The sequence below is a fragment of the Fictibacillus sp. UD genome, from assembly GCF_043558025.1.
Lineage (GTDB): Bacteria > Bacillota > Bacilli > Bacillales > Fictibacillaceae > Fictibacillus.
Genome location: NZ_JARUHH010000006.1, coordinates 248,216 through 271,864, shown reverse-complemented (window position 1 = coordinate 271,864; position 23,649 = coordinate 248,216). Strand labels below are relative to the sequence as shown.

Genomic DNA, 23,649 nt, shown 5'->3' with positions numbered 1-23,649 from the left:
CTTATTTCTTGTTAAAAGCAACAGCAAAGCAATAAAAATATCTTAGAATCTATCCAAACGTCCCCCGTTCTGTCTGCTCATGCATCATGAGTAAATTGTTTTTTACATGTTGAGAAATGTCACTTAAGGCATCAATGGCGAGTCCTTTGTTGTGGGTCAGCTGAAATACAATGTCTTTGAAAAGTAGATCCATCTCTTCAAGGATTCCTGTTGCCGCAGTGTTATAAAGGTAGATATTGAAATAGTTGGATTGACTGAACAGTGCGGACTTCAGGTATGGTTTAAATTTTTGGATGAGGACAGGAAAGAAAACAATGAGGTTGTCGAGTCCGCGCCTGAGACCTTCTAAGGTGTCAGCTAGTTCTTCAATGGGTTCGAGAGCGTCGTTTACCATGGCACGAAGCTTATCATCAAAATCCGTGAACATACCAGCAAACTTAACGGGTAAGCTGCCGTTTAGAACGACGAACACGGCACCATTAATCGCATGGGATATTCCCTCTAATATTCCTTCCAAAACGGAGGTGATTCCTTCGAGTGTAACGAGTAGCGGAAGCAAAGCTTTATGCGTGACATCTCCGAAGGCTGCAATGGCTAGTTCGAGTTGCATATCGAGCATTTTCATCCCCATTTTTAAATAAGGAGAATCTAGAAGTTTATAATTTTCTGCTGAGCCGAAATTCGGTATAAGAATCGACTGCGGCACACCCGTTGAAATGCCGCTTGCCAACAGCCGATCTCTCTCTTTAAAATTCTCTGCAGTTGCCGTAACATCTGTGCTATAGGATTCCATGTGCTTTTTAACCGTTAGATTGTTCTTGCTCAGTATTTTGTAATGAGCCATAAACTCACCGACAACGGCATCGGTAAAATGATCTGTTCCACCTTCAAAGAGTTCCGGTATTTTTTGCGATATCAGACTTGGCAATAGATCGGTTAAGTCTTCAACATTTGAGCGAAGGCTATAGAGAAAGTTTCTAGCATCACCAAAAAGCGATTCTACGTTTATATCTTGATGGAATACAAATTCTACGAGCTCAGCAGGTGGAGAATTCAAAAAATAATTTAACGATTGGGCTCTTGATTCAGCGGTATCTAATAGTGTAATAAGATGATATATTTCTGCTTTAATAATGTTGCCCGTCCTCGTAATACCAACAAATAGAGGATTCTGTGCAGCCTCCTCAAACATATCACGGAAGTGTTCTTGCAGAGTATGAAGCCGCTCATAATAACGGCTTCCTTCATATTCAACGATTTCTGCAGAATTCTGTAAATACGAATGAACGTGGGCCATACGACTGCCTATATAACTGTCTAAAGACTTGGAAAGCTTGAACATGTTCTCGGTATTCAGATCAATCCGCTCGGAACTTCCTGTGTGAAGAGAATGTCCAGTCCAAATGCTCGACACAACGCTGGAGTCCGCCTCATCAAAATAAATCTTACCAAAACCAGGCTGTCCAGGTTCTCCGATCACATAAACCAGCTTACTCGTTTCATCCTTACCGATGTATCCTGTGTGATTGTTTACAAAATGCAAAGCATTTGGAATTCCATGATTGATCTCGATTTGTTTTCCGGGTATGCGATGCCCGAGCATTAAACCTGTTTCCAAACTAGTCAAAACGTCATATCGTCCAAAATAGTTTGTAATGTTTGTGTACTCTTTATCGTAATCCACAACACCCTCCGGAAGCATGGCGGGTTTAAGCGTGACCGTTTTGACATCTGGGTTCGCCACACCAACTGCATTCGCGTTTCCACCACCAAGCGAGTTGCCGCAGACATATGAGATTTTGCCAAACTTTTTTTCCATATCATCAAAATACTCACGTGCTGCTTCAACTTGTACAGGCACCCTATCACTTAACAGCTGAAGATCGGTTTTTAAATCGTTCTTATCACCCGTGTCGGTACCAGTGTAAGCGACAATAATTTCTTTTGAGTCGTTTGAGGCAAGTGTTAGAGCATTTAAACCATTTACTTCTGATTCTTTCACATCTAACACTCGATACGAATTTCCATTGACTTGAACAACTTGGTTTATTTCATATTCTTGGTATGCGTGAAATCCCGAAATCTCTACTAAGTCTTGATCAGTAACTGTTTTTATTTTTGTTTTGGTCTTGATCATGAATCCTGTAAACCTCCTATCCTTAAGGCTTTATAATTTCATTAGGATAATTGAGTTCAAGTTTATTTTCCTTTGTATTGTTGGCACTGCCTTTATTGATGGTGTTATCGTTAAGAAATACGCTGTAAGAACCAGGCGATAAACCCTTCATCCTTTCAATATCAGATACTAATTGATTAAAAAGCTTTTGATCAGGATTTGCATCTTTATCTTTCATAAATAATTGAATTGTGATTAAGAAGTCTTCCGGGCGTGACATAAGGTTTTTCGCTTCAGCTTGCCAATCTTCTTTTGTTTTTTGAGGATCTTTCATATATTCCTCATAAAGACCATCTAGACTTTCCCCTGCTATAGAAATGTAATAGTAAGGTGTCGTAAACCCCGTTGAAGAAGTTTTTTGAATGGCTTCTTTTTGTTTTCCGACAACGGGGTATTCTTTTAGGAACTCTTCTAGATACGTATCAAGCGTTTTTAGCTGCTCCTGATAAATCATTCCATACAGACCACTTTTAATTGATAATTCGACTTGCCCTTCTTCTGTCCAGATGCCTTCCGGGCGTACTTTGCCTTTATTATCAATCGGGATTACAGCAAACGTATGAAAACGTGGTTCATTTATAGACTCTACAAATACAGTAGCTCCATCTTTGTTGCCCACAATGTTATGTACTTTTACTTCTGTTTTGTATGTATTTAAAAAGAATTTCTCCGTCGATGAAATGATTTTATCCCGATTAGCTTCAGCAATCTTGTCGTTTTCTTTTCCATTTGGCAAGTCATATCCTTCGCCTGTATAATCCTCGACACTTACTAGTGGATTCGCTTCCTTTTTCACTTTTTCCGCTTCCCCTTTCATACAGCCCCCGAGTAGCATGATGCCTAGAAGAGAAGCTGTAATCATACCCATCTTTTTTGTGTGTAACATATGTAGTAACCTCCCTGGTTGGTGAGAATACATTCAATAACACATTCTATTTTATTGTAAATTTAGATATTATTTCCTAACACTTGATATATACCCATAAAAAGCAAAAAAACAACATCAAATGAACGATGTTGCTGGGAGGTTTTTACTATTAATATCCTTAAAAATATAATAAGGAATTCCCCGAATCAGTTTTCTGTCTGATTTTGGGAAGTCGCTGCTGGCTGCCTCCTTGACAAATATTCCAGGAAGATATTTTCATACTATTCATCATCCTTTATTATTAAATTGGATATATATGTAATAAAGTTAACAGCTGATTAAGTTCAGTACAAACTTTGCGAATCTAACTACAAAATCCATTTATCTCAACCGATATAAAAATATGGAAGTTTTAACTTGAGGTGAATATCTACAATGAAAAAAGCCCTTTTACCCGCACTGCTTGTGATGACCGTGCTTGTGTTAGGCATGGGTCTCGCTTACCTTTTATATACTTTTATGCCTTCACAGCAAGCACTACCGACTTCTACAGAAACTAAAACGGAAATCATTACAAAGGAAGTAAAAGTCCCTGCTGAAGTACCTAATAAAAAGAACTTAAAAGAAATCATTAAAGCCACCCAGGATAAGGTAGTGCAAATTGAGACTTCAAATGGATTGGGATCGGGGTTTCTTTATAACCAACAAGGGGACATTGTAACGAACGCCCATGTAGTGGGTTATGAAGTGAACGTAACGATAAGGATGAGTAATGAACAAACTTATCAAGGGAAAGTCATTGGCCGAAGTGACAAAACCGACATTGCCTTAGTACGTGTACCTGAATTAGCAGATAAACCTCCACTTAAAATGAAGTCAACTAAATCCGAACTTGGTGACGATGTGGTGGCATTAGGCAGTCCTCTTGGATTACAGAACACAGTTACGATTGGTATCATCAGTGGTTTAGATCGCTTATTTACCTTAGATCCTTTTGTATATGAAAATATGTATCAAATCACAGCTCCGATATCACCTGGGAACAGTGGTGGACCAATTGTAAGCAGCATAGACGGGGCAGTTCTTGGAATAAACTCTGTTAAATATGTAAATGAGAATATCGGTTTCAGCATTCCGATTTATACCGTACTACCAACACTAAATAAGTGGTCTGAACATCCGATGGAACTTTCAGATAACGAAGTAGATTATAATTATGAAGTTCCAATCTATGAAGGTGACCTTACAGAGGATTATGATGATGAAGACAGTGATGAAGATTATAGCCAAGAGTATGGTACTGATGAAGGTTATGATATTGAAGAAGAATATTCTGAAGAAGAACCTTATGAAGAAGATTATTATGAAGAAGGTCCATATGCAGAGGGATTAACAGCAGATGAAGCAGTAGCCACCGTTTACACATATTACGATTACGTAAATAGTGGTGATTATGAACAAGCTTACAATCTTATTGGAGGTAACTGGAAAACTACTACTCCTTCTCTAGAGGAATTTGCAGCAGGCTATGAGTTTACCCTTAGTTCTATTATTACAGATTATTCATTTCACGAAAACGGTGACGGCACATTCCAAGTAGATATATCATTAGAAGCACAAGAATATGTAAATGAAAGTGAAAGAACCTCTTATTATGAAGTAAGTTATATTGTAGGATTTGAAGATAATGTTCTGAAGTTGTTAGGTGGAGAAATGCGTTAAAGAAATAGAGAGGTCCACAAGTATATGGGGTACTCATCTCTATTTTTTTAATTTTATTTAATAAATATTATTTCTCTCAAGTTGAAGTTCAAGCATTCCTAACGCAACGTGAAATTGTATTAGGAATTCAGTTGTTTACGAGACTGGTATTACTCGTGAGTTTGTGCGAACGAAGCTGAGGCCGCACTTAAAAGGTGGAACTAAACTTACCTTAACTAAAGAAAATGGCTTGAATTGCCTCAATTATTCCAGATAGATATCAAATTAAAAAGCAATGGGATTGTTCTTCTGACGTTATTTGTTAAACAAATAATTCCATTACGAGCAAGTCACATCAAAAAAGGAAGTGCGAGGAACGTCCCCGTGCTTCCCTTAAAATATAATCCAAATGGTGACGATGACTAAGGTGACAATCAACCATATGGGAAGGGATAATAAGATACCCCATAAAAAGATCTTTGCTATTTTATTCTTTCGTGTCATAAAAAAACCTTCTATCTTTTCAGGTATAAATCGTTAATAGCTTGTATTTATTTTATACGCTCAAATAGATAAAAAGTTTCGGTTGAACCTTCTAAACACTGCCTAATTATGAGATTTTCTGCAACATATAACACCACGTGTTCTTTCAGCTTTTTTTATTAATTAATTTTTATTTTTACTGACTTTTTAAGGAGACAGTAACGATGAATAAGTGGACGGTATAATACGTTACACCGGCCCCTATTCCTTGTGTAACCTCCCCCTCAACTTCTCCTACTCTTTATCAAACCCTACAGACTCCACTTCATAATCCTTCGAAAAATCAACCATCGCTTCTATCTTATTTTCTTTGTCCCCTTCTTGGTGGCCATAGAGGAAGACTTCAGTTCCATTTTTGTGGGAAGTGAACTTATGATTCTCAATCACAACATCCCATCCCATTTCTTCTTGAAAGTATGCTCTAGCTGAATGCGTGGCTTTCTGTACAATTTCCTGCTCTTCTTCCTGTGACATACCATTACACCCCTGCAAAATGAATAGTAGTAGCAACAGACTCAAACCTCGTTTTAGCATTTTACCTCTCCTACCATTTAGGTCCTGTATTTTTCTCGGATTGCATAAGAGCCTCTGTCTCCCCAATTTCAATCTGGCTGTCTTCTAAACGATGAAAATGTTTTGCCAATTCACTAAAGAAAGCTCCATTGCTGCATTTTCACTGCCCCTTCTCCTGCAGTCCAGCTTTTAAACAGTACATGCTGCCACTAGAATATCGTCAAATAGTTAGTTTAGAAGTCATATAAGAATTTAAAAAGGGGAGCACAGGGACGGTTCTGCTGTTTCCACTATTACGACATAAACACAAAATTAGCCGTATTCCTTAATATCCTTGCATCATGCCGTTAATATCAGTTTAAACAAAATTGATCCTAAACTTTGAAAGAGAAGCGGAAGAAACGTCCCCGTGCGTGCAATATGTGTAAATTCTCGCTTCAACCTTCCTTCTTGATTAGTGGACTTCCTGTATATAATTTAAAAAGAAGCACGAAAACTTATCCTCATTCTTCCATACTATTAATTAAAATTCCCTTACAATTATAGCTGATACCTAGCCTGCAACACTTCATTAATTATAACTTTTAGCCATTTACGGAAATGCCTTTTTTCTAAAAAATGGTATAATTATAAAGTATTTCATATAGATTCATATTAATAGATTCATATTAAACTTTAATTTGAATTTTACACCTTAGTCAGGGGGTAAAAACTGAACCGAAATAGTTAAGGGTGAGTTTTATTTGGATATGGTAGTTTAAATAATTTTAAAAATATTATTTAGTTGATTATTATTTTTAGGGAGAGCTCAAAGTGATTAATAAAGTTAATTTGGATAAAGTTGATATTAGATTAATTGAATCAATTGCACAAGGTTATTGTTTTGATAAAGAGGTACTAAAAAAAGCATTTGGTGATATAAGAACTGCTCGAGATAGTATAATTGCAATTATTCAAAAAGAAATAAATAATTCTTCAATGGAATCAATAAGTAATAATGAATATCTAATATGGATTGCTAATAGAGACGGTTATAATAAAAGTAATAGGCCAGTAAGAACTATGGACTTTTGTGTATCACCTGCTTACTATCTTCTCGATGATGATTATGAAGAACCTTGTTATTACCAATTGTCACAGATTGAGGGATTTATTGAAGGATGGGGTTGTGAGCCTATTAGAATGAATGCGATCCCACATTGTTTAATTAATATGGGTGAAAAAACATTAATAGATATTAAAGAAAGTGAAGAATCACTGAAAGAGTTGGCTGTAAAAAAAGATAGTATTGAACAAAATATTATAATGGATGATTCAGAAAATGTTGTTTACGTAAATGCTTTCGATTCACATAAAGATAATTATTATACTGATATAATCAAAAAAATCTCTGCCCACAAAAAGGAAGATGAATAAGTGAAAAATAAACTCCAATCTTTAAAACTTTTTTTCTTTGTTCTTATATACATAAACATAATATTATCGATATGGGTCCTATTGAATTATTTTAAAGAAAAAAATAATTTTATCTTAGAGATGACTGAATTAAATTTTTCTAATATTTTCCCTGAGAGTTTAGCTATCACTGCAGCTATACTTTCATTAATGGGATTAATCGCTATTTTCATATCACTCAACACACAACATAATATCCAACGATGTAGAGAATTGTACTGGGAAATGGTTGATACTAAACATAAGTTTAAATCGGATAACGTGGCAATAGCGAATGAATTACGTAGGTTAATTAATAACTACTCAGTTGCCTTCAATCCAGGAACTAATTACATAGGACGAATTATATTTATAGCACAGGTAACGATATGGTTTGTTATTTTGACTTGGACTACAATCTTTGTGCTAAATTATTGGCCAAAATATAGTTTGTCTAAATTAAATTTTAATAGTATTTGGAGTTTTTTATCGGATTTAAACTTTAATATTATATGTATTTTATTAATTTTGTCCGTTGCGAATTCTATATTATTTTATTTTGCAAATATCATAAAAGATCTTAACTCAATAAAAAAAGTTGATGATCGATTACAAGAACCTAACAACTTTTATGATGTAGAAAATAAAAATGGTATCCCAATAACTCCATTAATAGCAAATGAGTTAGATTTTTCTATAGAGTTAGATAAAGAGCAACAAAGTAAAGAGAATATATTTAATTTATTTATTAAACTAGGTCACGGTAATCCAATAAATAATTTTGAAGTTATCATAAAAAAAATCAGACTGGATTTTTTCGATCCTTTGAATCCAACTAGAGGGAATATTTTATTAGAAGAAAAAATAGATAAAAAACTAATAATTAAGTATAAATCACAAAACACCAAAAGTAATTTCAATTTTAGTGATTCTTTAAACTATGTAATTGATTTTAATAAATTTAGGAGTAAGCCCTTAGCTTCATTTCGAAATATTGAAGAATTAAACTATAAATTTATTTTATTTGGTTATGTGCAACATAAAGATAGTATAGATTTTAATCAAAGAATATTTTTTACAGTAGATAATCTAATATTATCAGGGCTAAATACTAAGGAATCATCACAAGCACCATCAAGGTTGTTAACCTTTAAAAAATGGAGAACAGAATATTATATGATTAATTTAAGGAGTAATCATTCAAAATACGATGATGATTTTGAAGAAGCAATTTTCGAGTAGTATCACATCCATAGAATTACTCTTCAAACCAGTATTCACCTCTAGAGTCTTACTAAAATGATGCTAACATTTTGCTAACATAATCCAGTAAAAATCGGAAAAATTCTGTTAAGTATATTACAGTAAGTAATTAGCTTAATTTTGATATACCAGCTTAATCTTGCTAGAATCATTGAACTGGTTAGTAAAGAATCTTTGAGAAACCAAAATTGAAACTATCATTACAAAATAGTAAGAGACCTAGAACCTATTAACTATCATCTGTCCAGCTATTGAACTGTTCCATGCTGCCACTAGAAAATCATCCATTAGTTAGATTTAAAAATCTTAAAAGAATTAAAAAAAGAAGCGCGAGAACCGTCCCCCGCGCTTCCCGCGCTTCACTTGTTGAATTTCTCCTCTAAACTTCTTTCAATAACTGCTTCTGGTGATGAATAGATTCCACAGGAGTAAAGGTAACGATGAACGGTTTCTAGCGTTATTTCTCTTTTTTGATAGGTATCCATCACTAGATAGATTCGATCTTCCAAGGGTTGTTTATCGTCTTCGATTATGCGTTTTCGGGCTGCTAAAGTAACTTTTTCCAAGAAACGGTGCCTATCAGGCACAGGACATGCCGTACGAATTTGGTTTTGGTGTGACTTAATCGCCTTAAAGGTATCATGGTTCCATTTATGTACATTCGTGATAAACTTTAATTTTTCACTATCGAATTCACAAATGATTTCAGCGAATATAGCAAAAAACATATCCTTTAAATGTTCATCACAAACTTGATTCTGAACACTCGTTTTTACTGAACTCCATAATTGATTCTGAAATCCTTTCTCTTTTAAGAGGTCAAGATGATCTGTTATTTCAGTCGGCAGCTTAATACATGAAGCATCCACTAATAACCCTAAAAAATGAACAGTCTCTTTAAACCTTTCTGCATGCAAGTGCTGGCTTGCTACTTCGTCACCGTCCATCGAAGAAAGAATCCAAGTAATTTCCTTGTTAATCTTTGATTCCTTTTCATCCCTAATTTTTCTCTGTTGCTCCCAATTATAATAAGGAATATCTTTTACAAACTTTGCTGCATCCCATTGAAGAAAATGAACTTCTGCTATTCCTTCATTTATGGTCTTTACCAGTTTTTCTATCCATTTGGGCCGTGGACTACGATCGTCTAAAGGGATGAATAGAGATCCATCATTTCCTTCTATTTTACCTGCAACAAAAATCTTTTTATTATTTTTAGGTACATTCACGTTAAGAACAATTGAAAAATTTAGACCCTTTCCTTCATGGATTACTTGTTTCAGAGTATACGTTCCATTCTGATAGGTAGAAAAATAACGGTGGTTTTGAATAAATTCATCTACTATCATAGAATTCACCTCCTCCAAATAACTCCTCTTATTGAGTTTATTCTTAACGATATGGGAAAAGAAGGGTTATTCGTAATTCGACCTACTTGCAAAAAAGCCAGAAAAATCCGACTTTTGTTTAGGTTATATTTTTGTAAGATAATCTCTTTTCAGCATCATTTATAGCTTTTTGTAGTTTGGAGAATGGAACGGGTTTACTTATAAAATAACCTTGAATGACATCAACCTTCATTTTTCTCCAATCCTCCAACTGATCGATATCTTCAATGCCTTCTATGATGACTTGAAATTTTAAGTTATGGGCCATCATGATAATGGGTGCAATGACGTTTTTATGGTGCTTATTTTTAATCAAACTTAATACCAAATTCCTGTCTAGTTTGATACTGTCTATCGGAAGATTTGTAAAATTATAAAATGAGAAATAACCATTTCCAAAATCGTCAAGCGCTATGGTAAAGCCTTTTTCTTTTAAATCTGATAATGTTTTGCTTACCCGCTTAAACATGTCTTTGTAAATCTCATTTTCCTCCGTTAATTCTAAGGTGATCTTATTGGCTGAGACTTTATGTTTAAGAAGAACTTGGGAAACTTTTTTTACAAAACCATCTAATAATAACTGATTGACTGACAAATTAACGGAGTACTTAATGTTGCTATATGTATTATCATTGGCAATATTCTTGCATGCTTCATCTAACAGCCAAAAAAACACATCCTTTAACACACCTGCATTATCTGCATCCTGAATAAATTCATTCGGCGGTATTACTCCTAATATTGGATGGTTCCAGCGTATAAGTGATTCTATTCCAACCACTCTCTGTTCGTTCAAATGGTATTGCGGCTGATATACGATTTCCATTTGTTTTTTTCGAAGTGCATAAGGCAAATCGTTTTCGATCATTACTCTTCGATAGGCTGTTTCGTTCAACTTCCCTTTATAGATTGAGAATACATTCTCACCCATTATTTCAGCCTCATACATCTGGGTTTTGGAGAAACTCTGGAGTTCTTGAATGTCCTCTGATCCATATGGATACATACATACTCCCAGATTACAGCTTATGTTAAATTGGTTAAACTCAATGGTGTATGTGTCCGATATAGAATTCATAATTCTTTCACATATAATTTTACAATCAGCCTCTGTAATGTCAGCTATAGCTAAGAAATAATCAGTTCGATTTAGACGAATAACCGTATCAATATCTCTTAAAGAACGTTTTAATCTAGTTACTATAATGCAACTAAGAGCAGTTTCAATCTCAGTCTCTTTATTGTCTGCTAATACAGAAGGTAAATGCATCCTTAAATAACATATAGCTGTAGACATTTGATATCTTTTGCTAAAAGCAAGAGTTAATTTGAGGCGATCATTGAGCAGATCATATGTTGATAATTCACTTTGATAATTCACGTTTTCTTTCATACATTTATCCACTTTTCCCACCTCAAAATGATCAGGTACTTAACAATACTTCGGAAGATGATTCTTTATCTTCATCTTTATCTTTATCTTTATCTTTAAAGCGTATGTTTGCATCATCTTTAAATTTACTTAAAACTGATGATCCTTCTTTTTCACTTCCATATTCTCTAAAGAATTTATACTTCTCAAGTATTCCATAAAAGCCATCAGAACCAAAGTATCTCGTATTAAAATATAGAAGCTGCTTCTCAAAATAAGTTAGCTGTGCATCAATGATACTGATGTAATCTTCTTGTTCTTTTTCATCCAACAAACCATTATTTTTATCTATGATCCGAAAGAGCTGGTACATGTTACGGAAATAGTGATATAACTGATCATGTTCCTCATTGTCAATTTGCTGTATGATCAAATAATACCTGTTCTTTTCTGGTTTATCTCTGAATTCATTAAATAAATCCATAAGTTTTTTGTATACTTCTCTAAAATAAGACCGCCCTTGGGCTAATGATAAATTAGAATCTGATGGGTCTTTATCTACAAAATTACATTGCATGCTATTTACAATTTCGTTATGTAAATTAATAAGCTGGAAAAATTGAGTTTCAATGCGTTGTTTATCGATTTGTATCTTTTGTTCCCGTAATTGTTTTTGCTGTGAATTATAAGCAAGAACAGCAGCTATCAATGCTCCTAAGCTAATTACAGGTGTAGTTACTCCATTAATAAAATCACCAACAGGACCATTATCCCCCATAAATTCTCTTTGAAAGAAAATAAATAAAATCATTATTAAAATAAACACAAATACTATGATAATTGCAGTTTTACCCGTTATATATTTCTGAATAAAATTTCCTTTTTCCTTTTTCTTCTCTATCAGACCCTTATACTCCTCATTAAGTTGTGTTTCTACTTTCTCGGGAAGGTAGCTGTTTAGTTTCATTTGTAAATCTTTGCTTAAATCCTTTAACATTATGAAAATCTCCCCCTTAACTTTAATAAGAATTAAGCCTATTTTATCATTAATTTTGTATAAAATGGTAATTAACTAAATAAAAAAATACATTTATAATCTCCTTGACCTAGAGATTATAAATGTATGAATAGATGCAATGTTTTTCATATTGTCCTAATTAATCGAGTAAACGTGCATATGAAGGTAGCTCGAGAACCGTCCCCGTGCTTCTCTGAGTGATACTCTGTAATCATAAAAAATTCCCCATCCTTAATCATTATCTCTCTACACTCCAAGTTGTTTTTGAGAAAATTATCCGTTATTATCGGTGAATTTTTACACCCTTGTTATTAGGGATTTTACGTCGTTGTTTTCATGTGCTAGTTTCCTCAGATTCTAAATATTTTATCATCATCATCCTCTAAGTCCATGTCTACTCCTATTTTAAATTGATCATAAACATCCTCACTATTTTCTTGATTATTGATTCCTCTCCATGTAAAACCTTTTCCGTCATTTCTAATTAGCGCCATATCAATTGGATATGCTACTGATGATTTTGTCATTTCTGGATCTTGAATACCTTGCAATTTAACAGCCAATTCAGGAAGAAGATTATTTATGATTTCGTTAAAACTAATTTTTGCCCAAATATCTAATCTAAGAATCCCCATATATGCACTACCACTACTTTTGTGTTTTGCAATAAGCTCAAATGATTCTTCAGGAATACCCTTTATAGATTTACTACTCATTTCAGTCATTGTTAGATACTCATCGATATGTACCATAAAACTGTTACCATCATTCATCCCAAAAAGAAGCATTTGGTTAATGGTATTTGCGCTAGAGTACTTCTGAAAAACTTTTGTTATTAAACTTTTAATTGTATCCTTATCCATATCATTTGTTATCAACCATTGAAGTTCTTGTAAGGGACCAAACTCACTTGCATTTCCTGCTATTGCTATAGCAATATTATCAGTTAGTTTATGAATTTTCCTTGTAATAATTCCCTCGAATTTTTTACTAACTTCAGTTCTATATTTATTTCTATCTACTTCAAATATCCTTCTTGTATCTGCGGCAACAAAAACCCCACCTTCAAACAAATAACCAATTATAGCCGTCATTAATCTTCATCTCCTATAATATAATTCATCTGTTAAATTATACCACTTAAATAGGAAAGTTTGTTTATATTAAACTTCCTTAACGACTACTCTTAGCCAATTAATTATATCAGTACAACACGTTTAAAGAATGAAAAAAGAAGCACGAGAACCTTCCCCAGTGCTACCTTTAACAAAAAAAACTTGTTCATATATTATTTCTGGGAATTAGACAAACTTCTCTTCACATAACATAGGTCAAAATACCTACAGGATGATTTTATGGCAGTCATATATTTTCCTTAAATTAAAATGTCAGATATTAAATACGACTTCGACTACAAGTTAACTAAAAAATCAGCATTAGAGAACTATCACAAACTCAGTATTACAGGTTCCTATATTAAAGTAGAGGAGATGGATGGTCAGTATTTTGTCTGTGGACAGATTAAATATTTTTTTAGTACCCTCATGGTAAACCCTAACAAAAAGTTAAAATGCAAGGCTTATCATTATCCTAATAATAACAAAATGAATCGTTTTATTCGAACCTTAAACTATTTATTATTAGATGGTGATAAATACTGGAAAGTAATAAACAACTATCTCCTTTACATCCTACACCACTCAAAATGGAATTTAGTTAAATTGGCACAACGATTACAGGTTGATGTATCCGTATTAACTAAATATGTGCTTAACCCTAATTTAACGCAATACGAGCGGATCGCAAAATCTCTAGGAAGAGAAAAACTCTTTAATCACATTTACTCTTCTCCATTAGATGATGAAATAAAATTATTTTTATTTTCTTTAGCTACTAGGCAAACAAGTAAATTAACGCAACAAAACATTAAAGATTTAATAGCTTATCTCAAAGAAGGTTATCACTTTAATCCCAATCAACCTTTAGCGGAGGAAGCTTTTCGAAAGATCATTTCTCATAAGACCTTCGTGAAAGATACTTATTGGAACAATATTGATAAACGTTACTTCCAAAACAATGATATGTTCATTTCAAATTAAATACAAAGTGACTTTGTCCAATGATTTTTAAGTATTTTGGTAAATATGGTAGCTTAACCTGGTAAGTACCTTGACATACATACAACAGCCAGGGTGGGAAACTCTAGGGAATTTCATAGAACTATATTTAAAGAAGCGCGAGAAACGTCCCCATGCTTCCGTTAAAGGTCTACCGGAGGAGCTTTTGCACACGTGCAGACTGCTGCAATGCAGGTATTTTTAGAGTGTTCATGTGAAATTGCTCATTTCTTTCCTTTTAATTCCATGATATATTTGCGATATATCATTAGCAAGGATGGGATTTATGAGTAATTACTTAAAAAGATTGGTATTTGATTTTGTTACAAACGTTATTGCTCCTCAATTCTGGATTCCGGGTATTATGCGTAAATATATTTATAGAATTGTTGGGTTAAACATCAATACCACCGAGATTAAAAGGCATTGTTATTTCAATTCCAATAAAATAAGCGTTGGAGAGGGATCATTGGTTAATTCCTTTTCAAAATTATACTCATCGTATTTTGAAGGTGGGACAATTACCATCGGAAAGAAATGTTATATTGGCATGAATACCCTTATTTGTACAATTACTCATGAAGTCGGAAGCTCAGATAAACGAGCAGGGGAAAACAAATACATGCCAATTGTTTTGGAGGATGGGTGTTGGATTGGAGCAAATTCTACGATTTTACCTGGGGTGACTGTAGGTAAAGGTTGCATTGTAGCTGCAGGTGCAGTAGTCAGCAAAGATTGCGAGGCTAACGGCGTTTATGCAGGTGTTCCTGCGAAAAAAATTAAAGACCTTTCCGAGTAATGATTAATCGGATCATTATGCGCAACAAATAGACTCTCCAAAATTGGTGAGTTCTTTTTTATGGGAAAGAAGTTGAGTATGGATATGAATGCAAAACGGAAGAAGATAAAAAGTTTATCTTAGGAATTTTAGCTGCTTCCGGTACAAATTCACTTGAAGAAAAAACAGTTGCTATTGCTACAGTAAAAGCTATTCATACAACTATAAACAAAAAGACATGAAAAAAAATAGCTCAAGATTCAACTGAGAAACCTTTAAGTCAGGAAGCAGCAATATTACTATTCCTAATCTGACTAAGCAATTAGGAATAAATTTATTCTGTAATTTTTACCTGTAATTAATGCTATTGTAGGAGGTTCATCTAACGGATGGTATCTTAAAGATGTTGGCTGGGCTGCTAGTTGGGATTCTATGCTTCAAAGCCCCATGAGAAATGGGTAACGGGTGTGAAGGAAATCCACTTGCATGGCGAAGTTATATTTTTCCCCTGTCATTGATCTATACAATGGTGAAGCCACTCCCAATAACGTCCTGTAAACGAGAACTTGAGGATTACATCCACTTCTATAATCATAAAAAATTAAAGCGAAATTAAAAGGCATGAACCCGGTACAATACCGGACGCATGCCTCTGAGGCAGCCTAAAATCCTAGTGTCTATTTAGGTTCAGAACCATCCCCGTGCTTTCTTGTTCTGCTTCCAATAAATACTACACATGTATGTAATCTTATATATCCCGCACCGCTCGTTACTAGGATTTTCATTATATATTGATTACCTCAACCCTCATATTTACTTCTAACGACGTATTACTTTTAGTAAATACATTAATCCTACCCCAAACAACTTTTTATTTAAATCAGATTTTAATAGGAACAAAAGGACAAAGTAAGATATAATACCACCAATAATTTGAATAACTATAGATTTGACTCCACCATCTAAAGCTACTCCAATATAACGTACAATTAAGTACATTATTATACCTGAAATTAAATATTTCCAAGTTGAGTGTAATAATTTTTTTATTTGTAAATCTTGACGCACATAATATAACTGAACTGAGGTAACAGAAAATTCAGCAATTAGGGTTGCTATAGCAGCACCAATAGAGTGGAAACGACCAATTAATAATAAATTAAATGTAAAGTTCACCACTGCTCCTACAATAACAGAAACAGTATAGCCCTTAATTCTACCTACTGGCATTAAAAATTGTTGCCCTAACACATTACTCCATGCTATTAAAACAATAATCGGACTAATTATACATATTAAAATACCCGTTTTTGTAAACTCTGGACCAAAAAACCATGGGGCAAACTCTAAAGCAATACTACCAAGCCCAAACATTAATGGAACCGATAAATAAGTTGCAAAATCGAATGAATTATATATATAATTCTTAACTTGCTCTATTTCCCCTCTAGCAAACGTATTTGATATACGCGGTAACATAACAATACCCAATGCTGTTACAATTGCTAAAACTATTTTGACGATTTTGTCAGCATTATCAAAAAGTCCCACTTCGTTTAAGTTGGATAATATTCCTAGCATTGTTTTATTTAAAATAATATATAATTGAATAGCAAATTGCGGAATAAACAAAGCAAGAGATGGAATTAAGTGTCTTTTTATATCTTGCCATTTTAATTTAATTTTATTTACTGTTTTAGGTAGGTAAAACCAAAGTGATAAATGTCCAAGTAATTGAGACATAGATAGTATAAGTACATATTTCCATAAATCATTTGAAGTCTTAACAAACAAGAATATGCAAATTACACCTATTATTTTTACAAATAAGTTTCTCATTACTGTTTTTTTAAAATCCTCAAGCCCCATAAATAACCATGAAATATCGACAACCGCAGCTATAATAAAAACTGATTGGAGTAAAAAAATAAAATGATACTCACCAACAACAATTAAAAATAACATAAAGAGTACATACGAAATAAACGTTGTTATGCACTTTAAGTAAAATATTCCCCAAAATGTTCTGCTTAGTTTAACTTTATCATCTCGAACATAAGCAATCTCTTTGTTTCCATATAGAGTAATACCTATTGTGCCCATTAGAATAAAATATTGTATAATTGAGTTAGTGTAAGCATTAATCCCTACTCCTTCAGTTCCTAAAACTCTAGATATATAGGGTATAGTTATTAATGGTAGTATCAACGTTACCATTTGATAAAGCAAATTATAAAAGTAGTTTTTAGCAATACTCATAAGTAAATTCCTGAATTCTAATTAAATTCTTTCTCAACAACTAATAAAGCGGCCCCAATGACTTGGTGCATGTCATAGTATTTATACATTCCCAGTCTGCCTCCGAAGATTACATTCGAAACCTGATTGGCCAGTTCCTGATACTTATTAAAAATTTCGTTGTTCTTTTTATCATTCATCGGATAATAAGGTTCATCACCTAAATTCCAGTTTTTAGGATACTCCTTTGTGATAATTGTCTTCGGTTGGTTACCATACTCAAAGTGTTTATGTTCAATAATTCTAGTATAAGGTGTTTCGGCATCTGTATAATTCACAACCGCATTTCCTTGATAATTTTCTTGATTTAATACAGTAGTTTCAAATTCTAAACTTCTGTATTCTAATTCTCCATATTGAAAATCAAAAAAACGATCAATCATACCAGTATAAATAATTTTAGGAAACTCTTTTAAATATTCACCTTTTTTATCAAAAAAATCCACGTTTAGTTCTATATCTATCAAATCACTCGATAGCATTTTTTCAACAATCTGCGTATATCCACCTATCGGAATCCCCTGATATCTGTCATTAAAATAATTATTATCATAGGTAAAACGAACTGGTAATCTTTTGATAATAAATGCGGGTAATTCTGTAGCTTTACGCCCCCACTGTTTTTCAGTATAACCCTTTACTAATTTCTTATAAATGTCAGTACCAATTAAGGATATAGCCTGTTCTTCTAAATTAATTGGGTTATCGATATTTGCTGCTTTCCTCTGTTCCTCAATTTTAGCTTTGGCTTCATCTGGTGTTACTACACCCCATAATTTATTAAAAGTATTCATGTTAAAAGGCATGTTATAAATTTCACCTTTAAAGTTTGCTACCGGACTATTTGTATAACGATTAAATTCAGCAAATTGATTAACATACTCCCATATTCCTTTATTATTTGTATGAAAAATATGTGCACCGTATTTGTGTACATTCATACCTTCAATATTTTCTGTATAAATATTTCCTGCGATATGATCCCGTCTATCAATCACTTTTACTCTTTTTCCTCGTTTGGCAGCTTCGCAAGCAAATGTACTACCAAATAAACCTGCGCCAACAATTAAATAATCATAAGTCATTATATATTTCCCCCAATAAAATTCTAAATCGTCTGATTCCGAAATTTTATTTTTGATTTTTATCCTTAAAGAAATCAAAGCTTTTAGTAACAGCTTTCTTTATATAATATCCTTCATTAACTCTGCTTTTAATTTTCAGAACATTTTTTTGTAAGTTTGTATAACTGTCTTGGTCAATTCTATTTACAATACTATCCAACTGGTTAATCGAATCTACAACAATTCCTATTTTATTTTTTCTAACAAATTCTGCAATAGCAGCTTTATCCCAAACTATGACAGGCAAACCAGCCGCTATATAAAGTGATAATTTATGTGGATTATTATACTTCATATATTCTCCATAATGCCCTACACACTCATTCAATTCAGGACCATCCCAAATCAATCCAAATCCACCCTTTATTTCTTCGGGTAGTTTACTAGGAGGTTTTGGACCGAAGTAAGAAATGTTTTCAATACTATTTTTAGTTTCAAACCCATTTCCGTATAAATTTATTTTTGTTTCACCTAAATTCTGTTTATTAAATTTATAAATAAAACCACTCTTTTCCTTGACTAAATTACCTGCTATGGCTATGCAATTCTTGTCAAATACCTTTGAGTCAATTTGAAAATCTTCTGTTTGGTAATCAAATAATTCTAGATTAATTATTGTTTTTTTAAGTCCACTACTATATAACCATTTACTCATATAATCGTTATGAGCAATTACAACATCAAATTTATTTAATATATTTATCTCCTTTGATACTATTGTTTTTCCTTTATTAAACCGCAAACTATATAAATCATGAATTAAACAAATAGTTTTCACATTCTTTAATTTAAGAACTTTTAAAATTGATTGTAGATATAAATTATTATTGTTATATGGATACTGAATCAACACAGTACTGTCATTTTTTATTGATTTTATTTTCGATTTTAAAGTTAATAGTTGATAAAGCTTTTTAATTTTATTATTTGCTAAGGTGATCTCTAATAATTCAAAACCCCTATCTTTTAAAAAGTAATTAACATCATCTCTTGCTTTAGAACCAGCGTTAAAACTACTTTTGTATTTAAATTCAATAATATAGTTACACAATCATATCCCGTCCTTATATCTATTTGTGATAAAAGAAAATATCTATAAATTCAACTACATCTCTATTAATTTATGATTGCATTAGAGAGTCATATCTGGAAGTCTTATTCATTATCAAATATTCAGAAGTTAGCAAATAGTAATAACAGATACGTGTAAAATATAAAACTAATAAAGTGATTTTTTTCTAAGTTTTTTATTTAGCTTATTATTCCTTACCAAGATAATAATTAAGCAAGGAATTAATACATAATAAATAATTGTTCTAACAAAAAGTAAGGTATGAATTCTCGGCAGAGTAAAACAAGTAGAAATAACTGATATAATTATAAATAGTTTAAGTGGATGGTTTATGAGATTTTCATATTTTTTATAACCCAATATTTTCCCAAAAAGAAACCCCCAAAAAACAAACAAGAATATACCACCCCAGCCAAAATTATAGTAGCTCTCAGCAACCATTGAAAACCCAGGACCGTATGATAACCCCAGATAATTTTGTAACCAAAGATCTAACATTGCATGTTCTCTACTTGGATGAATTGGACCCATAAAATTAAAGAAATTTGGAATCAATGAAAATATAGCAAAAAAATATGATTGTCCAAATTGAAAAGATACAGCCTCTGGCATAAACTGCTTAATCATTAATAATACACCCATCGATCCCCCTAATTCACCAACAGTTTTAACGACGGGATTTTCCTTAGTACTGTTACTAAAAGCATCAAAATAGTTGCTAATCGATTTATTATCCATACTTCTCAATTCAGCTATTGAAGGGATTAAGATTACCAAAAAAAATCCAAAGATTAATAGCCCTAATATACTTTTCACTTTAAAAGGGTTAATTAATATGTTCCATAACCACAAAACACTTAAAATAATCATAATAAATATAGTTCTCGAACCAGTTAATAATGTTAATAGTGCATATAGGCATAATATTAAACAAAGTAATTTGCACAATTTCTTATTTGAAGTATTAGCTATTATAAACATATACATGCTTGGTAAGAATAAAGACTCAAGTAGTTGTGTAACATCATTGGTTCCAAAGTTATAACTATATATAATTCCATACCCATATTTAAGTGCCATAACAGCACGATAAATACTAAAATAAATTGTTAATGGGGCTGTAATAGTTACCAGAAAAAGCCCAACTTGTTTCATTGCACTAATGGTTGCCACTTGCTTAGCTCTTGATACATTTTCTTTATCAAATAATTTCTTTTTTAAATTAGTAAGTAATGCTCCTAAATTAAACATTGAGATACTCAAAAGAGTATAAATTATGGCTTTTAAGATATCTTCAGGTCTATAAAGATTAAAAAGATTATATCTTTCATATTCTAGTCCAAACACGAACAAAATTGCTTGTCCAAATTGAAATATAACAAATGAGGTCAAAAACATAATATAAGGAGAATATAATACACCGGTAGTTCTTTTCCATAAAACACATGCCAAAACATATGAGAAAATTCCCAAAACACTAAAGAAATAGATATCTCCACTAAGTGAAAAGATATATTTATTGGTTATTATTAAACTCCCACATAATAGACCAACTATAATTATAAAGAATAATTGAATAATTACTGCAAAATAATTTCTTTTACTTATTTGATATTTCATATATTATACTAACCCTTCAGCTACATTTTACTATGGGAACAGTTCAAATAAAAATCCTGTAAATCTTGTGCAATCGTTTCTATATCAAATCTTGCTTTAATAATATACTCACTTCTATCTCTTCTAATATGCCTTTTTTTAAATTCAAAAATGGTTTCAATCCAAGTAGATATTGTATTATCTAATTTAACATAGGCTATATTGTCTGTAATTTTAACCTGTTTTGTTACATTGTCTGACACTATACATGGTAATCCTGATGCTTGTGCTTCTACTAAAGTAACAGGCAATCCTTCAAAGTGGGAAGGAAATATAAAGACATCCATAGCTTGGAGTAATTCTGAAATATCATCTCGCTTGCCAGTTAATATTACTTTATTTTCTAGGTTTAAGTCCTTTATCTTTTTCTCTATTTGACTTCTTAATTCTCCATCACCCACTAAAAGTAACACTGAATTGGGTTCTGTTTTTAAGTATTCATTGAAGATATCAATAAGAAATTCATGATTTTTAGGGTAAGTAAGCCGACCTACATGTCCTACAACAAACTTCTCATCCAACCCTAAGTTATCTCTAACCATATTTCTTTTTTCTTTGTTAAATGAAAAAATGGATGTTTGAATACCATTATTTATTATTCTATAGGAATTTGAATTAAGAACTTGCTTATTGAACATCCATTTGCTTGCAAGATCAGAACAGCTAAAATAGTGAGTAGCATATGAATTAATAAAAACTCGATTCCATTTATGGATAAAATTGTGGAGAAAACTACCTCCCTCTCGAGTACTGTGACTATGAACAATGCGCACAGGGACACTATGTCTTTTAGCAGTCTTTAATGGTACGATATAACTAAGTGAACTTAAATGCTGATGTATAATTTTATAATCTTTATATTCATTGAAAAATTCTTCTAATACTTTACGATTTGCTAGAAAGCCATATTTTCTGGTGGGTATTTTAATAATCTTTCCCCCAAGAGCAATAATCTCATCATCAAAGTCACACTTTTTATCTGTATGAACTAAAAAATCAAATTGTATCTTAGATCTATCAATATTACGGTAAACATTCATTATGAATGTTTCTAAACCTCCACGATTCATTCCATTTACACAATGTAAAACTTTAATCATTTATTATCCCCAGAGCCTTAATAAAATCTTCATAAAATGTATTTCTCATCTCTTGTAGAAGATTTTTATCATATTTTTTTGCCGTTTCAAAACTACGGTTAACTTCCTCCGTCATCTCACTATCCATTTCTTCAAGTAACCTAGTAATTTCATCAACTGATCCAATATTGAATAAAAACTTTTCATTGACTAACTCAGGAATTCCCCCTGTTGAAGACCCAAGAGTAGGACAACCTCTACTCATTGCCTCAATTAATGCCCTAGGCAAACCTTCTGTTTTACTTGGTTGAATATAAATGTCAATATTATCCAAATAATCAAATACTTGTTCGTGTGGTAAAGATCCTAAAAATTTGACTTTATCAGAGATACCAAATTTCATTGCCATAGATTCTAGATAACTTTTACTTCCTCCACCAGCTAAGTGGTATTCATAATTTTTCCCTGCTTTATTTAACTTTGCAATAGCTGCTATGACATACTCTTGCCCTTTATAACGAACATCTAACGCGGCTGTTGTTCCAAGTATAATTGGCGAATTAAAAGTTTTTTTTTTAATTTTAGTTAAGCGTTGTTCTAGTACCTCTATTTTAGTTGTTGGTATAACCACATCAGAACACCCCATTGTTTTTCCTTTGGATGGATATCGCCGTTGTAAAAACTCGTTTGTTACATATAAAACATAGGGTGCTTTATTAATAACCTTTCTAGTATTTCTCCATAAATAGGGAGCAATTATCTTACCTTTGTTACTATGATTCCATAAAGAATCCCAAGGGCATCCTACTACTTCAATAAGATACTGCTTTTTTTGCCTTTTCGCCTCATTTGCTACTATACTTCCCATAATGCATGGCAAACGTATTATTACTTTCTCTGCTTCATATACCGCTTTAACTATAATTCGCTTTGCTACGTTTATATTAAAAAGGAGCCCTTTTAATGAGGCTAGGTTAGGACATTCAATTACAGAAAAGTTCTTATTATTTATCTTTGAGTACTTTCTCAATTCTTCCTTATTTGAAACTACTCTTACACGAGTTAACATAGTTATTTCATCAGCAATGACGCCATAACGAGATAACAATTCATCAGTTATAGTCCTGCTATAATAATTACCATCCCTATCTTTAATAAGCGGTCCTGTATAGCTAAATAATAGTTTCACAGACATCCCCCAGTTTTAAAACATTCATTTTTTTTTATAAATTATAATAATACCGAG

At 32.5% G+C, this 23,649-nt stretch carries 18 protein-coding genes and 1 pseudogene; 6 read left to right on the top strand and 13 right to left on the bottom strand.

The genetic code is table 11. The features are described from left to right. Window positions 1-49 precede the first annotated feature (49 nt). Window positions 50-2,137 (bottom strand): SA1320 family protein, encoded by a 2,088-nt coding sequence (locus P8610_RS12725; RefSeq protein WP_394604693.1) that lies wholly within the window; start codon window positions 2,135-2,137, stop codon window positions 50-52. 22 nt (window positions 2,138-2,159) lie between these two features. Continuing rightward, window positions 2,160-3,062 (bottom strand): DUF1672 family protein, encoded by a 903-nt coding sequence (locus P8610_RS12720; protein ID WP_394604692.1) that lies wholly within the window; start codon window positions 3,060-3,062, stop codon window positions 2,160-2,162. Window positions 3,063-3,479: 417 nt separating this feature from the next. Between P8610_RS12720 and P8610_RS12715 the strand changes: the two genes are divergently transcribed. Beyond that, the gene (locus tag P8610_RS12715) at window positions 3,480-4,766 is read left to right on the top strand and encodes a S1C family serine protease (RefSeq protein ID WP_394604691.1); all 1,287 of its coding nucleotides are present in this window, start codon (window positions 3,480-3,482) and stop codon (window positions 4,764-4,766) included. 756 nt (window positions 4,767-5,522) lie between these two features. Here the strand turns inward: P8610_RS12715 and P8610_RS12710 are convergent. Continuing rightward, window positions 5,523-5,762, bottom strand: a complete 240-nt coding sequence (locus P8610_RS12710) for a hypothetical protein (protein ID WP_394604690.1) — start codon at window positions 5,760-5,762, stop codon at window positions 5,523-5,525. A gap of 852 nt (window positions 5,763-6,614) precedes the next feature. Here P8610_RS12710 and P8610_RS12705 point away from each other — a divergent pair. Next, window positions 6,615-7,217, top strand: a complete 603-nt coding sequence (locus P8610_RS12705; protein WP_394604689.1) for a hypothetical protein — start codon at window positions 6,615-6,617, stop codon at window positions 7,215-7,217. Beyond that, window positions 7,218-8,477 carry a hypothetical protein gene (locus tag P8610_RS12700; RefSeq protein WP_394604688.1) on the top strand — a complete coding sequence of 420 codons (1,260 nt, stop codon included), beginning with the start codon at window positions 7,218-7,220 and terminating at the stop codon, window positions 8,475-8,477. It begins immediately after the preceding gene. Between the two features lie 380 nt (window positions 8,478-8,857). Here the strand turns inward: P8610_RS12700 and P8610_RS12695 are convergent, their stop codons facing one another. The 4 genes from P8610_RS12695 to P8610_RS12680 all read right to left on the bottom strand — a co-directional run bounded on the left by P8610_RS12695 (window position 8,858) and on the right by P8610_RS12680 (window position 13,370). Then, the gene (locus P8610_RS12695; protein ID WP_394604687.1) at window positions 8,858-9,847 is read right to left on the bottom strand and encodes a hypothetical protein; all 990 of its coding nucleotides are present in this window, start codon (window positions 9,845-9,847) and stop codon (window positions 8,858-8,860) included. Between the two features lie 118 nt (window positions 9,848-9,965). Further along, a complete protein-coding gene (locus P8610_RS12690; protein ID WP_394604686.1) occupies window positions 9,966-11,279 on the bottom strand; it encodes a putative bifunctional diguanylate cyclase/phosphodiesterase in 1,314 nt (437 codons plus the stop codon). Window positions 11,280-11,310: 31 nt separating this feature from the next. Continuing rightward, window positions 11,311-12,255, bottom strand: a complete 945-nt coding sequence (locus tag P8610_RS12685; protein WP_394604685.1) for a putative phage abortive infection protein — start codon at window positions 12,253-12,255, stop codon at window positions 11,311-11,313. A gap of 371 nt (window positions 12,256-12,626) precedes the next feature. Then, window positions 12,627-13,370, bottom strand: coding sequence for a hypothetical protein (locus P8610_RS12680; protein WP_394604684.1), 744 nt, complete (start codon window positions 13,368-13,370; stop codon window positions 12,627-12,629). Between the two features lie 396 nt (window positions 13,371-13,766). Between P8610_RS12680 and P8610_RS12675 the strand changes: the two genes are divergently transcribed. The 3 genes and pseudogenes from P8610_RS12675 to P8610_RS12665 all read left to right on the top strand — a co-directional run. Continuing rightward, complete coding sequence (locus P8610_RS12675; RefSeq protein ID WP_394604683.1) at window positions 13,767-14,375, top strand: hypothetical protein; 609 nt, start codon at window positions 13,767-13,769, stop codon at window positions 14,373-14,375. Window positions 14,376-14,679: 304 nt separating this feature from the next. After that, on the top strand, window positions 14,680-15,192 hold the full coding sequence (locus P8610_RS12670) for an acyltransferase (RefSeq protein ID WP_394604682.1): 513 nt from the start codon (window positions 14,680-14,682) through the stop codon (window positions 15,190-15,192). A 407-nt stretch (window positions 15,193-15,599) separates the two neighbouring features. Then, a pseudogene (locus P8610_RS12665) lies at window positions 15,600-15,837 on the top strand (IS3 family transposase); the annotation flags it as partial. A gap of 153 nt (window positions 15,838-15,990) precedes the next feature. Here the strand turns inward: P8610_RS12665 and P8610_RS12660 are convergent. The 6 genes from P8610_RS12660 to P8610_RS12635 form a co-directional block, all read right to left on the bottom strand. Further along, on the bottom strand, window positions 15,991-17,430 hold the full coding sequence (locus tag P8610_RS12660; RefSeq protein WP_394604681.1) for a flippase: 1,440 nt from the start codon (window positions 17,428-17,430) through the stop codon (window positions 15,991-15,993). 17 nt (window positions 17,431-17,447) lie between these two features. Next, a complete protein-coding gene (gene glf, locus P8610_RS12655) occupies window positions 17,448-18,554 on the bottom strand; it encodes a UDP-galactopyranose mutase (protein WP_394604680.1) in 1,107 nt (368 codons plus the stop codon). A gap of 46 nt (window positions 18,555-18,600) precedes the next feature. Continuing rightward, a complete protein-coding gene (locus tag P8610_RS12650) occupies window positions 18,601-19,644 on the bottom strand; it encodes a hypothetical protein (protein WP_394604679.1) in 1,044 nt (347 codons plus the stop codon). A 168-nt stretch (window positions 19,645-19,812) separates the two neighbouring features. Beyond that, complete coding sequence (wzy, locus tag P8610_RS12645) at window positions 19,813-21,285, bottom strand: O-antigen polysaccharide polymerase Wzy (protein ID WP_394604678.1); 1,473 nt, start codon at window positions 21,283-21,285, stop codon at window positions 19,813-19,815. A 20-nt stretch (window positions 21,286-21,305) separates the two neighbouring features. Further along, window positions 21,306-22,424, bottom strand: coding sequence for a glycosyltransferase family 1 protein (locus P8610_RS12640; protein ID WP_394604677.1), 1,119 nt, complete (start codon window positions 22,422-22,424; stop codon window positions 21,306-21,308). Further along, on the bottom strand, window positions 22,417-23,592 hold the full coding sequence (locus P8610_RS12635) for a glycosyltransferase (RefSeq protein WP_394604676.1): 1,176 nt from the start codon (window positions 23,590-23,592) through the stop codon (window positions 22,417-22,419). The genes P8610_RS12640 and P8610_RS12635 overlap by 8 nt, the downstream gene beginning before the upstream one ends. Between the last annotated feature and the right edge of the window lie 57 nt (window positions 23,593-23,649).

Excerpts from the sequence above, each read along its gene's own strand:
- P8610_RS12725 (WP_394604693.1), bottom strand. The coding sequence starts at position 2,137 with ATGATCAAGACCAAAACAAAAATAAAAACAGTTACTGATCAAGACTTA.
- P8610_RS12720 (WP_394604692.1), bottom strand. The coding sequence starts at position 3,062 with ATGTTACACACAAAAAAGATGGGTATGATTACAGCTTCTCTTCTAGGC.
- P8610_RS12715 (WP_394604691.1), top strand. The coding sequence starts at position 3,480 with ATGAAAAAAGCCCTTTTACCCGCACTGCTTGTGATGACCGTGCTTGTG.
- P8610_RS12710 (WP_394604690.1), bottom strand. The coding sequence starts at position 5,762 with ATGTCACAGGAAGAAGAGCAGGAAATTGTACAGAAAGCCACGCATTCA.
- P8610_RS12695 (WP_394604687.1), bottom strand. The coding sequence starts at position 9,847 with ATGATAGTAGATGAATTTATTCAAAACCACCGTTATTTTTCTACCTAT.
- P8610_RS12690 (WP_394604686.1), bottom strand. The coding sequence starts at position 11,279 with ATGAAAGAAAACGTGAATTATCAAAGTGAATTATCAACATATGATCTG.
- P8610_RS12685 (WP_394604685.1), bottom strand. The coding sequence starts at position 12,255 with ATGTTAAAGGATTTAAGCAAAGATTTACAAATGAAACTAAACAGCTAC.
- P8610_RS12680 (WP_394604684.1), bottom strand. The coding sequence starts at position 13,370 with ATGACGGCTATAATTGGTTATTTGTTTGAAGGTGGGGTTTTTGTTGCC.
- P8610_RS12675 (WP_394604683.1), top strand. The coding sequence starts at position 13,767 with ATGGATGGTCAGTATTTTGTCTGTGGACAGATTAAATATTTTTTTAGT.
- P8610_RS12670 (WP_394604682.1), top strand. The coding sequence starts at position 14,680 with ATGAGTAATTACTTAAAAAGATTGGTATTTGATTTTGTTACAAACGTT.
- P8610_RS12660 (WP_394604681.1), bottom strand. The coding sequence starts at position 17,430 with ATGAGTATTGCTAAAAACTACTTTTATAATTTGCTTTATCAAATGGTA.
- glf (WP_394604680.1), bottom strand. The coding sequence starts at position 18,554 with ATGACTTATGATTATTTAATTGTTGGCGCAGGTTTATTTGGTAGTACA.
- wzy (WP_394604678.1), bottom strand. The coding sequence starts at position 21,285 with ATGAAATATCAAATAAGTAAAAGAAATTATTTTGCAGTAATTATTCAA.
- P8610_RS12640 (WP_394604677.1), bottom strand. The coding sequence starts at position 22,424 with ATGATTAAAGTTTTACATTGTGTAAATGGAATGAATCGTGGAGGTTTA.